This is a genomic window from Bordetella genomosp. 10 (genome assembly GCF_002261225.1).
Taxonomy (GTDB): domain Bacteria; phylum Pseudomonadota; class Gammaproteobacteria; order Burkholderiales; family Burkholderiaceae_B; genus Bordetella_C.
In genome coordinates, this window is record NZ_NEVM01000005.1 from 2,557,282 (window position 1) to 2,571,099 (window position 13,818).

A 13,818-nucleotide genomic window follows, 5' to 3' on the forward strand; every position below is an offset into this window, starting at 1 on the left:
GGGGCCCATCAGCCATTCGACAGTAATTTCACGGGTATTCAACCCTGTCGGGCGGTCGGCCGGGGCGATGGCAACCCGGCGGCTCAGCCGCCGCAAGGCAATATCGGGAAGACCGTGGCGCGGCTCAGGTGCTGCAAAGCGACATCTGGAAAGCCACGTCGCGGCTTACCTGCTGCGGTTTCAACTCCCCATCCTGCGTCGAAAACCTGATCCAAATCATGTACTTATTGGCGCTGATCTCGGGAAAGACGCCGGCATCGTCGCCCACCCAGATGCGCAGCAACTGGTGGGAGCGGCCACCGAGCATCTGCTGGAAGGCGCCCTGCTCGGCCGTCGCCTCCTGCCTGCGCCCGGACTCGCGCAGCAGGCGCAAGCCTATGGTCACGCCTTCGCTCAGGGGCTTGAGGGGAGCCATCCAGGCCTGCAGGTCGGCACAGCGCACTTCTTCGGGCTTGTGCTGCCAGGCATGGTAGGACGGCATTTCGATCTGCGTGGCGCCGCCGGGCACGGCCAGGCGGCCGCGCAGGCTCACCAGCCACTCGTTTTCGCGCAGCGGCTGGCCCGCCTTGCCCTGGGTGGACAAGGCGCCGGCCGTTTTCTCCATTTCGCGCAGCATGGTTTCAAGCGCATCCTGGGCCACGCCCGGATGATCGCGCAGCGCCGCCAATTGCAGACGCTGGCGCTCCATGTCCTGCAATACCGAGGTCTTGATGTCGGTACGCTCGATGGCGTCGAGAATATCGAATATGGTCGCGATAGCGATCTGATGATTCTTGGCGTCGCCGGGCCTGGCGAAATAGAACAACCGGTCGAAGAGATATTCGAGGCGCAGGTACGCCCGGATACGCTCGTTGAAGGGATATTCGTAAAGAATCACGCTCGATACAGGTCCGTCATTAAGCCGGCCGCGGCCGGAATGGTTGGGGGGAACATCACGCGCCGCGGTCCATGGATGCCGCCAGCGCGCACCATTGTTCATGCAGGGTTTTCGCCCGCGCGCGCAATTGTTCCGGCGAAGTCGCGCCGTCGTTGAGAATCACGTCGTGCGCGGCCGCCAGGCGGGTTGCCCGCGCGACCTGTGCCGCCATAATACGCTGGATGGTCGATATCGTCAGCCCGCTGCGCGACTGCACCCGTGCAATCTGTGTATCAGGATCGCAATCGATAACGCAGACGCGATCGACGCGCCGCGCCCAGCGGCCCGACTCGATCAGCAGCGGCACCACGAAAACCACGTAGCAGCCCTGGGCGGCCGCGCCCTCCTCCTCGGCGCGCCGCGCGATCAGCGGATGCAGGATCGCCTCCAGCCGCGCGCGCGCCTGCGCGTCGGCGAACACCTGTTCACGCATCCAGTCGCGGTCCAGCGCGCCATCGGCGCGGCGCGCGCGCGCGCCGAAAGCCTGCTCGATGGCCGGCATCGCGTCGCCGCCCGGCGCCGTCAAACGATGCGCGATGTGGTCGGTGTCGATGACGCTGGCGCCCCACTCCGCCAGCAGGTCGGCGACGCGGCTCTTGCCCGAGCCGATGCCGCCGGTCAGGCCGATCTTGAAATGCGAGGAAAAGGAGGGTGCGGTGGCGGGTGTGGAGCTCATGGCCGGGTTTGTGCTTGCCTCTGGTTACGCATAGTTGCGCTTAAAGTTTTGCGCTGATAGCTCATAAAGCGCGCCTGTATCGGCGGGCGCGCCGGCGGCCTGGCGCCGTGTTCCGGAAGGCCTTGCGAACTTCCGGGACGCGCCGCCGCCAGCCGCTATTAGCCCCTACTAAAAGGGCCACGCGGTCGATACGCCGCCGCACAACAACGCCACGATACCAGCCGCCGCCAGATAGGGGCCGAACGGCTGGGGCTGGCCTCGCCGCGCGCGCCGCGTGGCGATCAGCAGCAGGCCCGCCAATGCGCCGGCCAGCGACGCCGCCAGCAGCATCAGCGGCAGCGCCGCCAGGCCCAGCCAGGCGCCCAGCGCCGCCAGCAGCTTGAAGTCGCCATAGCCCATGCCCTCGCGTCCCGTCGCCAGGCGATAGCCATGGAACAGCAGCCACAGCACGCCGTAGCCCGCCGCCGCGCCCAGCACAGCTTGGCCGGGCGGCGCGAAGGTATGCGCGACGTTGGCCAGCAGGCCGGCCCACAGCAGCGGCAGCGTGATGGCGTCGGGCAGCAGGCCGGTATCCAGGTCGATCCAGGCCAGGGCCAGCAGCGCCGCGACCAGCAGCATGGCCCATAGCGCCTGCACGCCCGGACCGAAGCGCCAGACGCAGGCGGCGAAGCCCAGGGCCGTCAGGCATTCCAGCATGGGATAACGCCACGCGATGGGCTGCCCGCAGGCGGCGCAGCGGCCGCGCAGCAACAGCCAGCCGATCACCGGCAGGCGGCGCCATCCCGTGATCGGCGCCAGGCAGGCCGGGCAGCGGCAGGCCGGCCGCCACAGGCTGGGACGGCCCGGGTCCGTCGGCATTTCCTCGCCGCGCCACTCGCGGCATTGCGCTTCCCAGTCGTAGTCCATGATGCGCGGCAGGCGCTCCACCACGGTGGTCAGCCAGGAGCCGACGGCCAGGCCCGCCAGGACGGCCAGGCAAATCGCGATAGTCATGTCGATGGGAAAGATGGACTGCATGTGGCTCCCTGATGGACCGTGGCGGCGGCCGTCGACGCGCATTATTCAGCGCGCCGTCCGAATGTCAAAATGCGCCGCCCCGATACCCGCGCGCGCGGCGTCCCAATCATGCGTAGAATTACCTTTAAATTTTGATTCCTGGATACATCATCATGCCCGCCGCCGAGCTCGAACGCCGCACGTCCGCCCCTGTTTCCGCACGCACGAGCCTGACGGCCGCCAGCGTCGTCCTCCTGGCGATCCTGGGTCCGCTGACCGGCTGCGCGAAACAGCGCGAGCCCGGCTACTACGACCCGCCGCCCGCCAGCACGCAAGGCGACGCGCAATACAACGCCACCGGCGCCGGCTATCGCACGGTGGTCCGCGCGCCGTCGCAACTGCAGTTCGACCTGAAGCGGCCCGCGCCCACCCAGCAACAGCAACAGCAGGCCGCCGGGCAGCAACAAGCGGCGCAGGCAGGCGAGGCGGCCGGGGACGGCCAGGCCGCGCCGGCCACCATCGCCAGCGCCGACGCGCCGGCGTCCGCTCCCGCCCCCGCGCCGGCCGCCGGCCAAGCCAGCAAGCTGGTGCCGCAACCGCAGACCTATATGGGCACCCTGCCCTGCTTCTCCCCCGGCCTGAACTGCGAAGCCCAGCGCATCACGCTGACGCTGGCGCCGAACGGCCGTTGGCGCGGCCGCTCGGCCTACCTGGCGGAGTCCGCCAACAAGGAAAAGGCGGTTGCCGAGCAAGGCTGCTGGGACGCCACCGACGAAAAGCCGCCGCGCGTCTTCCTGACGGGCGCCGACGGCAATTCGCGGGCGGAATTCGTGGTCGCCGCCAACAACGTGCTGCGCCTGCGCGCGCTGGCCGGCGTCACGCCGAACCTGAACTACACGCTGACGCGCCAGCCGGACCTCGATCCCATCGACGAACTGTCCAAGCAGCCGCCGCCCAAGTGCGGTAACTGAACGGGGCCCACCCCCTACGCGCTGTCGCGCGCCCCCTCAAGGGGGCGGCGCCGGCGGACCGGCAAAGCCGGATCCGCGGCGCCCTGGATGGCATTGACGCGGGTTCATGCATCGGCGCGGCCCTGCGCTTTCCAGCCCTACTCCCGCGCCTGTCGGTGCGGGCACATCCGGCAGGCCAGTTCCATCGTCGAACGCACCCCCATCTTGCGCAGGATATTGGCGCGATGGGCCTCCGCCGTGCGCGAGGATATCGAGAGCTCGATGGAGATGTACTTGTTGGACTTGCCGCTGATCAGGTAAGGCAGGATGTCGCGCTCGCGGCGCGTGAGATCCGCCTGGCGCGGATGGCCCGCCGCGCCGGGACAGGCGGACGGCCCGGACGGCGCGGCGGCCGGGTCCGGCATGCCGGAGGGACGAGGATAGGCAGGGGAATGAGCGAGGGGATAGGCGACGGGCGGCCGCGTCGCCGGCACATGCATACGAGACATCATGCTGTCCTTCCTCCATGTCAGGAATGGAAGGTAGTCTTGCATGCCGCCCCAGGGCGGAGAAGCTGGCAGAACTGACAGGGTGGACAGCGGCGTCCTACAACGCCGCGTCCCACAAAACCACGCCCTACAACTCCAGATTGTCGATCAGGCGGGTATTGCCCAGCTTCGCGGCCGCCAGCACCACCAGCGGTTCGCCGGCCTGGAAATCCGCCGCGTCGGGCGTCTTCAGATCCCGCTGCCGGCGCAGCGACACATAGTCGACCTGCCAGCCGCGCGCGGCCAGGACGGCGGCGGCTTCCTGCTCCAGCGCCGCGACGTCGTGCCGGCCCGCCGCCACGCGCTGGCGCATGGCCTGCAGCTCGGCGTACAGCCGCGGCGCCTCGGCGCGCTCGGCATCGGTCAGGTAGCGGTTGCGCGACGACAGCGCCAGGCCGTCGTCGGCGCGCACCGTTTCGTGCGCCAGCACCTCGACGGGCAACTGGAACTGGCGGCACATGGCGCGCACGATCATCAACTGCTGGTAATCCTTCTTGCCGAAGACCGCCACGCGCGGCTGCACGCAGGAAAACAGCTTCAGCACCACGGTACAGACACCCCGGAAGAAGCCGGGCCGGAACTCGCCTTCCAGGATGTCGCCCAGGTCGTCGGGCGGCTGCACGCGATAATTCTGCGGCTCCGGGTACATCTCTTTCTCGTCCGGCGCGAACAGGACGTACACGTCGCGCGCGCGCTCCAGCTTCTCGATGTCCTCGGCCAGCGTGCGCGGGTAGCGGTCGAAATCCTCGGAAGGACCGAATTGCAGGCGGTTGACGAAGATGCTCGCCACGACGGGATCGCCGTGCTGGCGCGCCAGCTTCATCAGCGCCAGGTGGCCCGCGTGCAGGTTGCCCATCGTCGGCACGAACGAGACGCGCGTCTGTCCGCGCAGGTGATCGCGCAATTCCTGGATGCTGTGTACGACTTTCAAGGATGTCTCCGGATGGGGCGGCGGCCAGGAAAGCGCTCAGGCCGCCTGCGCCACGCTCGTATAGGCCAGGCGGACGTAGATGGGCGCATAGGGCTCGGCCTGGGTTATTTCCAGCAGCGACTCGCGCGCCAGTTCCAGCATGGCGATGAAGTGCACGACCACCACCGCCGCCGGCGCGCCTTCGTCCAGGCGCTCCATGAACATGTCGGTGAATTCCATGAAGCGCACGTCGTTCAGGCGCCGCAGGATGTGCGTCATGTGGTCGCGCACGGAGAGCTGCTCGCGCGTGATGTGATGGTGCGCGTTGAGCTTGGCGCGCTTCATGATGTCGGCCCAGGCCTGGCGCAGGTCCTCGGCGCTGACGTCCGGCATGGCGCGCTCGACGGTCAGGTCGGCCACGGCCTGGGCGCGCACGAAATCGCGGCCCAGTTGCGGCAGCGCGTCCAGCTTCTGCGCCGCCAGCTTCATCTGTTCGTATTCGAGCAGGCGGCGCACCAGTTCGGCGCGGGGATCCTCGACTTCCTCGCCGGTGTCGCTCTTCTTCACCGGCAGCAGCATGCGCGACTTGATCTCGATCAGCATCGCCGCCATCAGCAGGTATTCCGCCGCCAGCTCCAGGTTGTGCAGGCGGATCTGCTCGACGTACGACAGGTACTGCCGGGTGACATCCGCCATGGGGATGTCCAGCACGTTGAAGTTCTGCTTGCGGATCAGGTACAGCAGCAGGTCCAGCGGCCCCTCGAAGGCTTCCAGGAAGATTTCCAGGGCGTCCGGCGGGATGTAGAGGTCCTGCGGCAGCTTGAACAGCGGCTCGCCGTACAGGCGCGCGAAGGCCACGCTATCGACGACGTCGGGCGTGCTATCCACCTGGGGTTCCACCAGTGCGGCCAGGTCCGAACCCGGCACGGAGGAATGCTGCGGCATGGCCGGGACCGGTCGCTTCAGTCCGCTGAGTAGACGTAAGGCTTCTGCTGCACGCGGGCGGCGCGGAATCCCTCGAGCAATTCAGGATCCTGCGGCTTGTCCCAGAGCAGCCCGCGGCCTTCGCGCTGGCGCTTTTCGACATCGGGATGGGCCTGCTTGTATTGCTTCAGGAACTGGGTGATCTCGGACTCGTAGGTTTTGGCCATGGCACCAATTTTGGCGGGTTGTATTCCCGCCAGTTTACTTCACGGCGGCGCCGGCACCAGCCGTATGTCTCTCGTGCGCCTGTCCGGGGCCCGTTAAGCGGTCCGCCAGAGGCCCCGGTTTACAATGGCCAAGCTACCGCCGTCGCCCTCCGCCGCGCTACCCGTCCCCACATGTCCGCCTCTTCCTCCACCGTTTCCGCCGCCCCGGTTCAAGATCCCGATGCCCTGCGCGCCGCGCGCATGATCCCCTTCATCGTGGGTTGCGCGCTGTTCATGCAGATGCTGGACGCCACGGTGGTGGCGACCGCCCTGCCGGCCATGGCCGCCTCCCTGGCGTCCACGCCGGTGCGGCTGAACGTGGCGATCACCTCCTACCTGCTGGCGGCGGCGGTGTTCGTGCCCATCAGCGGCTGGGCGGCCGACCGTTTCGGCGCCCGGCGCGTGTTCATCGCGGCCATCGTACTGTTCACCCTCAGTTCGGTGACCTGCGCCATTTCGAGGGACCTGACGCAACTGGTGCTGTCGCGCATCGCCCAGGGGATGGCCGGGGCCATGATGGTGCCGGTGGGCCGCATCATCCTGCTGCGGCTGGTGCCCAAGGAAGACCTGCTCAAGGCCATGTCCTTCCTGTCCATCCCGGCGCTGCTGGGGCCGGTGATCGGGCCGCCGCTGGGCGGCTTCCTGGTCACCTACGCATCCTGGCACTGGATCTTCCTGATCAATATCCCGATGGGCGTGTTCGGCATCGCGCTGACCCTGCGCTACATCAAGGAAGTGCGCGACGCCGACCCGCCCAAGCTGGACTGGCTGGGCTTCTTCCTCAGCGCCATCTGCCTGGCCTCCCTGGTGACCGGCTTCGAGGCGGTGGGCCGGGACGTCATGGACAGCGGCCAGTTGATCGGCCTGATCGTCGTGGGCCTGGTGTGCGGTTTCTGGTACGTCCGCCATTCGCGCTCGATCGACTATCCCATCATCGACCTGTCGCTGATGCGCATCCCCACCTTCGCCATCTCCACCCTGGCCGGCAACCTGTGCCGCTTCACGGTGGGCGCCACGCCCTTCCTGCTGGCCATGCTGCTGCAGATCGGCTTCGGGCTGTCGCCGTTCTCGGCCGGGATGATCACCTTCGCCGGCGCCGCCGGCGCCCTGTTGATGAAGTTCGTCGCCACGCCCATCGTGCGCCGCTACGGCTTTCGCCGCGTGCTCACCGTCAACGCCCTGCTGACCGGCATCTTCATCGTGGCCTGCGCGCTGTTCCGCCCCACCACGCCCTCCTGGGTGATGATCGTCATCCTGCTGATCGGCGGCTTCTTCCGCTCCCTGCAGTTCACCGGCGTCAACACCCTCACCTACGCCGACATCCCGCCGCGGCTCATGAGCCGCGCCAGCAGCTTTTCCGCCATGGCGCAGCAATTGGGCATCAGCCTGGGGGTGGGCGTCGCCGCCGTCACCCTGAACGTGAGCATGGCCCTGCGCGGAGCCGATACACTATCCATCGGAGACACCGTCAGCGGTTTCATCGTGATCGGCATCCTGTGCGCGTCGTCGTATTTCTCTTTCCGCCGCCTGGATCCCACCGCCGGCGAAGAGGTGAATGGCCGCAACCGCAAGGCGGCCGGGACGATGAACAACGACAATGAAGAATGAATACATTCTCGCCCTGGACCAGGGCACCACGAGTTCGCGCGCCATCCTGTTCGACCGCGACGGCGTAGTCCGGGCCACGGGCCAGCGCGAATTCCGCCAGTACTACCCACGGCCGGGCTGGGTCGAGCACGACCCGGACGAGATCTGGCGCAGCCAGCTCGAGGTCGCGCGCGAGGCCCTGCGCAATGCCGGCGCCGCCGCCGCCGACATCGCCGCCATCGGCATCACCAACCAGCGCGAAACCACCCTGATATGGGACCGCCGGACCGGCGTGCCGCTGTCGCGCGCCATCGTCTGGCAGGACCGCCGCACCGCGGCCTGGTGCGACGACATGCGCGCGGCCGGGCACGCGGACTGGCTTCAGCAGCGCACCGGCCTGGTCCTGGACGCCTATTTCGCCGGCACCAAGCTGGCCTGGCTGCTGGACCACGTGCCGGGCGCCCGCGCCGCCGCCGAACGCGGCGAAGTGGCCTTCGGCACGGTGGACACCTGGCTGGTGTGGCAACTGACCGGGGGCCAGGTGCACAGCACGGACCCCAGCAATGCCTCGCGCACGCTGCTGTTCGACATCCACAAGCAGGACTGGAGCGACGAGCTGCTGGAGCGCCTGGACATCCCGCGCGGCGTGCTGCCGTCGCTCGCGCCCAGCAGCGGCGTCATCGCCCGCACCCTGCCGGAGTGCTTCGGCGGCCCCATCCCCATCGCCGGCGTGGCCGGCGACCAGCAGGCCGCCACCTTCGGCCAGGCCTGCTTCCAGCCGGGAATGGCCAAGAACACCTACGGCACCGGCTGCTTCATGCTGATGAACGTGGGCGAGCAGCCTTCCCGCTCCCACCACCGGCTGTTGTCCACCGTGGGCTGGGGCCTGCCCGGCGCGGCTCCCTGGAAGACCACCTACATGCTGGAAGGCGGCGTCTTCGTGGCCGGCGCGGCGGTGCAGTGGCTGCGCGACGGCCTGGGCATCATCCCGAAATCGGCGGACGTCGAGGCCCTGGCCGGCAGCGTGCCGGACACCGACGACGTCTTTCTCGTGCCCGCCTTCGCCGGCCTGGGCGCGCCGCACTGGGATCCCTACGCGCGCGGCCTGCTGATCGGCCTGACGCGCGGCACCACGCGGGCGCACGTGGCGCGCGCCACGCTGGAATCGATCGCCCTGCAGAGCACCGAACTGCTGCAGGCGATGAACGCCGACAGCCCCAGCCCCCTGTCCGAATTGCGGGTGGACGGCGGCGCGGCGCGCAACGATCTGCTGATGCAGATACAGGCCGACCTGCTCGGCGTGCCCGTGGTGCGCCCGCGCGTGGCCGAATCGACCGCGCTGGGCGCCGCCGGCCTGGCGGGACTGGCGGCGGGCTTCTGGCGCGACCAGGACGAATTCGCGGCCCAATGGCAGGCCGACCGGCGCTTCGAACCCACCTGGTCGGACGACCAGCGGCAGGCCCGGCTGGCGCGCTGGCGCCAGGCCGTATCGTTGAGCAAGGGCTGGGCCAAGGGCGCGTAACAACCGTGAATCCGCACCGTAATTTCCGGATCATCGCGATGGTGGTCGCCACCACGCTGTTCATGCAGAACATCGACAGCACCGCCATCGCCACTGCCCTGCCGGACATGGCGCGCGACCTGGGGGTCAACGCGGTGCACCTGAGCGCCGCCATTACCTCCTACCTGGTGGCCATGACGGTCTTCGTGCCGGTCAGCGGCTGGGTCGCCGACCGCTACGGCGCCAAGCGGGTATTCATGTCGGCCATCGCGCTGTTCACGGCGTCCTCCTGTGCCTGCGCGCTGTCCGGCGGGCTGGGATGGCTGATCGCGGCGCGCATCCTGCAAGGCGTCAGCGGCGCCATGATGGTGCCGGTCGGCCGACTGGTGCTGCTGCGCGGCGTCCGCCGCGAGGACCTGCTCTCGGCCACCACCTGGCTGTCCATGCCGGCGATGCTGGGCCCGGTGATCGGGCCGCCGCTGGGCGGCTTCCTGACCGACACGTTTTCGTGGCGCGCCATTTTCTGGATCAACCTGCCCATCGGCCTGGTGGGCATGGTGCTGGTGGCGCGCCTGATTCCCCCCAGCGAAACCGAGCGGCCGCCCGCGCTGGACATCCGCGGCATGACGCTGGTGGGCGCGGCGCTGAGCATCTTCATGGTCGGCGTGGAAACCGTCGGGCGCGGCATCGTGCCCGACACCTGGTCCTGGCTGGCCATTGCGGCGGGGCTGGCGCTGTTCGGCCTGACCGTCTGGCATTGCCGCCGCGTCGACCATCCCGCCCTCGACTTCTCCCTGCTGGCCATCCCCACCTACAAGGCCTCGACCGTGGCCGGCAGCCTGTTCCGCGCCGGCGCCGGCGCCATGCCCTTCCTGGTCCCGATCACGCTGCAACTGGGCTTCGGCCTGTCGGCCTCGCGCAGCGGCTTCATCTCCTTCGCCAGCGCCATCGGGGCCTTCTGCATGCGGCCGATGACGCAGTTCTTCCTGCGGCATTTCCGCGTGCGCAGCATCCTGCTGGGCGGCACCTTCGCCTTCGCCGCCATGCTGGCGGCCTGCGCCACGCTGACGCCGGCCTGGCCCGAGACGGCGATATTCATCCTGCTGGTGTGCGTGGGACTGGCGCGTTCGCTGAACTTCGCGTGCATGAACGCCCTGGCCTATGCCGACGTGCCGGGCGAGAAGCTGTCCGCCGCCACGTCCTTCTTCGGCATGGCGCAGAACCTGCCGCGCGCGGCGGGCGTGGCCATGGCGGCGGGCGTCATGCAGCTATCGATGACCCTGTCCGGCCGCTCGCACGCGGAACATTTCGATTTCGCCTGCGCCTTCCTGGCCATCGCCGCCATGGTGCTGGCCTCGGCGCCCATGCTGGCCGAATTGCGGCCCGAGGCGGGCGCGGGGATCTCGCGCGGCCGCAAGCCCAAGGCGGCCTGAGCAGCGCGGCCGCCGCCTCGCGCGGCGGCGTTCAGTTGAGCTTGGCGCCCGACAATTTGACGATTTCCTGGTACTTGTTCTTTTCACGGACCACGAAGTCGGCGAATTCCTTTTCGCTCATGGGCTTGATTTCCGACCCCATGGACTGCAGGTATTGGCGCACGTCGGGTTGCAGCAGGGCCTGGCTATAGGCCTTGTTCAGCTTGTCGACCACGGGCGCCGGCGTGCCGCCGGTGGTGAACACGCCGAACCAGGTGCCCAGGTCGAAGTCCTTGACGCCGCTTTCCTGCACCGTGGGCACGTCGGGCAGCAGGGAGGACCGCGCGGCGGTGGTCACGGCCAGGGCCTTGACCTTGCCGTCCTTGATCAAGGGCGCCGAGGCGGCCAGGTTGTCGAACATGAAATCCGACTGGCCCGACAGCAGCGCCAGTTGCGCCGGCGCGGCCCCCTGGTAGGGAATGTGCTCGACGTCGATGCCGGCGCGCGCCTTCAGCAGCTCGCCCGCCAGGTGGCCGGCGCTGCCGTTGCCGCCGGAGCCGTAGTTCAGCTTGCCGGGATTGGCCTTGGCGTAGGCGATCAGGTCGCTCAGCTTCTCGATGTGGTTCTTCCTGGCGAAGTCCTGGTTCATGACCAGCACGTTGGGAACCGAGGCCACGATGGTGACCGGCGCGAAGTCCTTGATGGGGTCGTAAGGCAGGTTGGAGAACAGCCAGGGATTGATGGCGTGGGTCGCCACCGCGCCCATGACCAGCGTATAGCCGTCGGGCCGGGCCTTGGCCGCCAGGCCGGCGCCGATATTGCCGCCCGCGCCGGCGCGGTTCTCGACGATCACCGGCTGGCCCAGCGAGTCGCGCACCTTCTCCGCCAGCAGGCGGGCCATGGTGTCCAGCGGACCGCCGGGCGGGTACGGCACGATGAAGCGCAAGGGTTTGTCGGGATAGCCGGCGGCCTGGGCCAGGCCCGGCGCGAGGGCGGCCAGCGCCAGGGCGCCGCCCAAGAGAACACGGCGCAGGGCGCCCCATGCGGGAATAGCCATGATGAGCTCCTCTCCTCGAAATGCATCTTTTAAGCAGGGGCGTAGCATAACCCGGCCCATGCGAGGCATTCGATGCATCCGAGGCATCCGGCGCCCAGGCGCCGGAGAGGCGGCGCTTGCCGGCGAACCGGCATCCCGCCGCGCAGGCGCCGCCGGCGCCCGCGCGGGAGCCGGATCAGTGCAGGATCTGGCTCAGGAACAGCTTGGTGCGGTCGTTCTGCGGATTGTCGAAGAAGGCGTCGGGCGCGTTCTGCTCGATGATCTCGCCGCGGTCCATGAAGATGACGCGGTTGGCCACCTTGCGCGCGAAGCCCATTTCGTGGGTCACGCACAGCATGGTCATGCCGCTTTCCTGCGCCAGCGTCACCATCACGTCCAGCACTTCCTTCACCATTTCGGGGTCCAGCGCCGAGGTCGGCTCGTCGAACAGCATGACCTTGGGATTCATGCACAGCGAACGGGCGATGGCCACGCGCTGCTGCTGGCCGCCGGAGAGCTGGCCGGGGAATTTCTTCGCCTGGTCCGGGATGCGCACGCGCTCCAGGTACTTCATGGCGGTGGCCTCGGCCTCGGCCTTGGACTTCTTCAGCACCCACACCGGCCCGAGCGTCAGGTTCTCCAGCACGGTCAGGTGGGGAAACAGGTTGAAGTGCTGGAACACCATGCCGACGTCGCGGCGTATGGTCTCGATGTTCTTCAGGTCGTTGGTCAGTTCCGTGCCGTCGACCACGATCTGGCCCTGCTGGTGCTCTTCCAGCCGGTTGATGCAGCGGATCATGGTCGACTTGCCCGACCCCGACGGGCCGCAGATGACGATGCGTTCGCCGGGCTCGACGTTCAAATTGATGTTGCGCAGCACGTGGAACTGGCCGTACCACTTGTTGACGTTCTGCATGCGGATGATGGCCTCGGCCATGAGCGTGCTCCCTGGTGGCGGACGGCGCGTCCTCCCGGACGCGCCCCGCGAAATTGGCAATTAACGTTCGTGTCCGCGACGCAGCCGGCGCTCCAGCGCCTGGCTGTACTTGGACATCGAAAAGCAGAAGACGAAATAGATCAGCGAGATGAACAGGTAGGCCTCGACGCCGAAGCCGCGCCAGGCGGCGTCCGACAGGGCCGCCTTGGCCGCCAGCGTCAGGTCGAAGATACCGATGATCACCACCAGCGAGGTGTCCTTGAACAAGGCGATGAAAATGCTGACCAGCGGCGGGATGACGATCTTCAGCGCCTGCGGCAGGATGATCTTGCGCATCTGCTGCCAGTAGGTCAGGCCCAGCGAATCGGCGCCCTCGTACTGCCCCTTGGGTATGGCTTGCAGGCCGCCCCGCACGGTCTCGGCGATGTAGGCCGCGGCGAACAGGATGATGGCGATCTGCGCGCGCAGCAGCTTGTCGATGGAGAAGCCTTCCGGCAGGAACAGCGGCAGCATCACCGAGGACATGAACAGCAGGCTGATCAGCGGCACGCCGCGGATCAGCTCGATGTACACGACGCACAAGGCCTTGATCGCCGGCATCTTCGAGCGCCGCCCCAGCGCCAGCAGCACGCCGATGGGAAAGGCGAAGGCGATGCCGAAGGTGGCGAGGATCAGCGTCAGCGGCAAGCCGCCCCAGCGATCATTCTCGACGTAGGTCAGGCCCAGCACGCCGCCCCACATCAGTATGGCGACCGCCGTCAGCCCGACCACCCAGACCCACAGCAGCCAGGGCTTCCAGAAGCGCCGCACGCCGCTGCAGACGATCACGCCGATCAGGACGAAGGTGGCGATCAGCGGACGCCACTGCTCGTCGTAGGGATAGGTGCCGAACAGGATGAGGCGGTGCTTTTCGCGGATGAAGGCCCAGCAGGCGCCGCCCGACGCGCGGCACTCCTGCGCCGTCGAGGCCGAGAAATTGGCCTCGACGAACAGCCACTCGATCGCCGCGGGCACGCACATCAGCAGGGCCCAGACGATGAGCACCGTCAGCAGGATGTTCAGCGGCGAGGAAAACAGGCGGGCATGCACCCAGGCCCAGGGGCCGACGTGGTTGGACGGCGGCGGCAGGGCTTCGGTGGGAGTGTGGGAGCTTGCCATG

Annotated in this window: 14 protein-coding genes; 4 read left to right on the forward strand and 10 right to left on the reverse strand. The window is 68.1% G+C overall.

Annotated elements, in window-relative coordinates:
• Window positions 1-124: 124 nt before the first annotated feature.
• From zapD to CAL29_RS27580, 3 genes are all read right to left on the reverse strand, one after another.
• Complete coding sequence (zapD, locus tag CAL29_RS27570; protein ID WP_256977773.1) at window positions 125-877, reverse strand: cell division protein ZapD; 753 nt, start codon at window positions 875-877, stop codon at window positions 125-127.
• Window positions 878-932: 55 nt separating this feature from the next.
• Complete coding sequence (gene coaE / locus CAL29_RS27575; protein ID WP_094856077.1) at window positions 933-1,592, reverse strand: dephospho-CoA kinase; 660 nt, start codon at window positions 1,590-1,592, stop codon at window positions 933-935.
• A gap of 168 nt (window positions 1,593-1,760) precedes the next feature.
• Window positions 1,761-2,609, reverse strand: coding sequence for a prepilin peptidase (locus tag CAL29_RS27580; protein ID WP_094856078.1), 849 nt, complete (start codon window positions 2,607-2,609; stop codon window positions 1,761-1,763).
• Window positions 2,610-2,761: 152 nt separating this feature from the next.
• Here CAL29_RS27580 and CAL29_RS27585 point away from each other — a divergent pair, with 152 nt between their 5' ends.
• Complete coding sequence (locus tag CAL29_RS27585) at window positions 2,762-3,559, forward strand: copper resistance protein NlpE N-terminal domain-containing protein (protein ID WP_094856079.1); 798 nt, start codon at window positions 2,762-2,764, stop codon at window positions 3,557-3,559.
• Between the two features lie 137 nt (window positions 3,560-3,696).
• On the opposite strand, the gene CAL29_RS27590 is transcribed toward CAL29_RS27585, so the two are convergent.
• From CAL29_RS27590 to CAL29_RS27605, 4 genes are all read right to left on the reverse strand, one after another.
• Complete coding sequence (locus tag CAL29_RS27590; protein ID WP_256977774.1) at window positions 3,697-4,050, reverse strand: LuxR C-terminal-related transcriptional regulator; 354 nt, start codon at window positions 4,048-4,050, stop codon at window positions 3,697-3,699.
• A 124-nt stretch (window positions 4,051-4,174) separates the two neighbouring features.
• The gene (gene panC / locus CAL29_RS27595) at window positions 4,175-5,017 is read right to left on the reverse strand and encodes a pantoate--beta-alanine ligase (protein ID WP_094856080.1); all 843 of its coding nucleotides are present in this window, start codon (window positions 5,015-5,017) and stop codon (window positions 4,175-4,177) included.
• Window positions 5,018-5,053: 36 nt separating this feature from the next.
• Window positions 5,054-5,941, reverse strand: coding sequence for a segregation and condensation protein A (locus tag CAL29_RS27600; RefSeq protein WP_094856081.1), 888 nt, complete (start codon window positions 5,939-5,941; stop codon window positions 5,054-5,056).
• A gap of 17 nt (window positions 5,942-5,958) precedes the next feature.
• Window positions 5,959-6,147 (reverse strand): DUF3460 family protein, encoded by a 189-nt coding sequence (locus tag CAL29_RS27605; RefSeq protein ID WP_094856082.1) that lies wholly within the window; start codon window positions 6,145-6,147, stop codon window positions 5,959-5,961.
• 171 nt (window positions 6,148-6,318) lie between these two features.
• Here CAL29_RS27605 and CAL29_RS27610 point away from each other — a divergent pair, with 171 nt between their 5' ends.
• The 3 genes from CAL29_RS27610 to CAL29_RS27620 are packed head-to-tail and all read left to right on the forward strand — an operon-like array spanning window position 6,319 to window position 10,707.
• On the forward strand, window positions 6,319-7,794 hold the full coding sequence (locus CAL29_RS27610; protein WP_094856083.1) for a DHA2 family efflux MFS transporter permease subunit: 1,476 nt from the start codon (window positions 6,319-6,321) through the stop codon (window positions 7,792-7,794).
• Entirely contained in the window at window positions 7,784-9,295 is a 1,512-nt protein-coding gene (gene glpK / locus CAL29_RS27615) for a glycerol kinase GlpK (RefSeq protein WP_094856084.1), read from the forward strand. The genes CAL29_RS27610 and glpK overlap by 11 nt, the downstream gene beginning before the upstream one ends.
• Before the next feature lie 38 nt (window positions 9,296-9,333).
• Window positions 9,334-10,707, forward strand: a complete 1,374-nt coding sequence (locus CAL29_RS27620; RefSeq protein ID WP_094856085.1) for an MFS transporter — start codon at window positions 9,334-9,336, stop codon at window positions 10,705-10,707.
• A 31-nt stretch (window positions 10,708-10,738) separates the two neighbouring features.
• Here the strand turns inward: CAL29_RS27620 and CAL29_RS27625 are convergent, their stop codons facing one another.
• The 3 genes from CAL29_RS27625 to CAL29_RS27635 all read right to left on the reverse strand — a co-directional run bounded on the left by CAL29_RS27625 (window position 10,739) and on the right by CAL29_RS27635 (window position 13,817).
• On the reverse strand, window positions 10,739-11,743 hold the full coding sequence (locus CAL29_RS27625) for a Bug family tripartite tricarboxylate transporter substrate binding protein (protein ID WP_094856086.1): 1,005 nt from the start codon (window positions 11,741-11,743) through the stop codon (window positions 10,739-10,741).
• Between the two features lie 175 nt (window positions 11,744-11,918).
• A complete protein-coding gene (locus tag CAL29_RS27630; protein WP_094856087.1) occupies window positions 11,919-12,659 on the reverse strand; it encodes an amino acid ABC transporter ATP-binding protein in 741 nt (246 codons plus the stop codon).
• Between the two features lie 60 nt (window positions 12,660-12,719).
• The gene (locus tag CAL29_RS27635; RefSeq protein ID WP_094856088.1) at window positions 12,720-13,817 is read right to left on the reverse strand and encodes an amino acid ABC transporter permease; all 1,098 of its coding nucleotides are present in this window, start codon (window positions 13,815-13,817) and stop codon (window positions 12,720-12,722) included.
• Window position 13,818: the final 1 nt, after the last annotated feature.

Bases quoted from the DNA above. Each gene is read 5' to 3' on its own strand.
- coaE (WP_094856077.1), bottom strand. From the start codon at position 1,592: ATGAGCTCCACACCCGCCACCGCACCCTCCTTTTCCTCGCATTTCAAG.
- CAL29_RS27580 (WP_094856078.1), bottom strand. From the start codon at position 2,609: ATGCAGTCCATCTTTCCCATCGACATGACTATCGCGATTTGCCTGGCC.
- CAL29_RS27585 (WP_094856079.1), top strand. From the start codon at position 2,762: ATGCCCGCCGCCGAGCTCGAACGCCGCACGTCCGCCCCTGTTTCCGCA.
- CAL29_RS27590 (WP_256977774.1), bottom strand. From the start codon at position 4,050: ATGATGTCTCGTATGCATGTGCCGGCGACGCGGCCGCCCGTCGCCTAT.
- CAL29_RS27600 (WP_094856081.1), bottom strand. From the start codon at position 5,941: ATGCCGCAGCATTCCTCCGTGCCGGGTTCGGACCTGGCCGCACTGGTG.
- CAL29_RS27605 (WP_094856082.1), bottom strand. From the start codon at position 6,147: ATGGCCAAAACCTACGAGTCCGAGATCACCCAGTTCCTGAAGCAATAC.
- CAL29_RS27610 (WP_094856083.1), top strand. From the start codon at position 6,319: ATGTCCGCCTCTTCCTCCACCGTTTCCGCCGCCCCGGTTCAAGATCCC.
- glpK (WP_094856084.1), top strand. From the start codon at position 7,784: ATGAAGAATGAATACATTCTCGCCCTGGACCAGGGCACCACGAGTTCG.
- CAL29_RS27620 (WP_094856085.1), top strand. From the start codon at position 9,334: ATGGTGGTCGCCACCACGCTGTTCATGCAGAACATCGACAGCACCGCC.
- CAL29_RS27625 (WP_094856086.1), bottom strand. From the start codon at position 11,743: ATGGCTATTCCCGCATGGGGCGCCCTGCGCCGTGTTCTCTTGGGCGGC.
- CAL29_RS27630 (WP_094856087.1), bottom strand. From the start codon at position 12,659: ATGGCCGAGGCCATCATCCGCATGCAGAACGTCAACAAGTGGTACGGC.
- CAL29_RS27635 (WP_094856088.1), bottom strand. From the start codon at position 13,817: ATGGCAAGCTCCCACACTCCCACCGAAGCCCTGCCGCCGCCGTCCAAC.